General features: G+C 64.4%; 2 protein-coding genes. Both read right to left on the bottom strand.

Annotation, left to right across the window (positions count from 1 at the left end; translation table 11 throughout):
• The coding region (locus tag ACAM49_RS40355; RefSeq protein WP_369640767.1) for a lipocalin-like domain-containing protein at window positions 1-357 on the bottom strand (357 nt) is incomplete at its 3' end.
• Between the two features lie 25 nt (window positions 358-382).
• A partial coding sequence (locus ACAM49_RS40360) for an SGNH hydrolase domain-containing protein (protein WP_369640768.1) occupies window positions 383-562 on the bottom strand: 180 nt, incomplete at its 5' end.

Here is a 562-nt window from a genome sequence, read left to right on the forward strand (position 1 = left end):
GGTTAGGTCGGTGGGGGAGACCTCGAACGTGCGGCGTTGTTCGGTGCCGATCCAGTTGGGGAACAGGCTCATGTGCAGGGTGTGGATGACCGTGTCGCCCTCGAGGCGGTATTCGCCGCTGTAGGCGATGTAGGTCGAATAGGCTTCGGCGCGTTCGTGGTCGGTGCCGGCCAGGGCGACGGCGGTGGAGAGGTTGGGGCGATCACTGGCGGCTAGTTGGCCGCTCATCCAGCCGTGGGCGGTGTAGATCACGACGCCCTGTGGGTTTTCGCCGAATGGGGTTGTGACCGCGCCTGTTTCGTCGGTTGCGGTCCATGTCGTCAACTGCCACCGGCCGACCAGGTCGTTGAGCGTCATGACGTCGATGCTAGGCGCGTCGGGGCTACCACCAGCCGAGGATGGGCTGGAGTTCTCGTCCTAGTTCCGGGGCCAGGGACCGTGAATAGCTCGCGGTCAGGTGGTGTTCGTCGTGGTAGACGAGGATGTTGCCCTCGACGACCGCGCAGATGTCGGGTTCGCAGACGGCGTTGTTGGGGTCGATGAGGTGCATGTTGGGGAAGGC

Source organism: Nocardia sp. JMUB6875 (genome assembly GCF_041154655.1).
Classification (GTDB): Bacteria; Actinomycetota; Actinomycetes; order Mycobacteriales; family Mycobacteriaceae; genus Nocardia.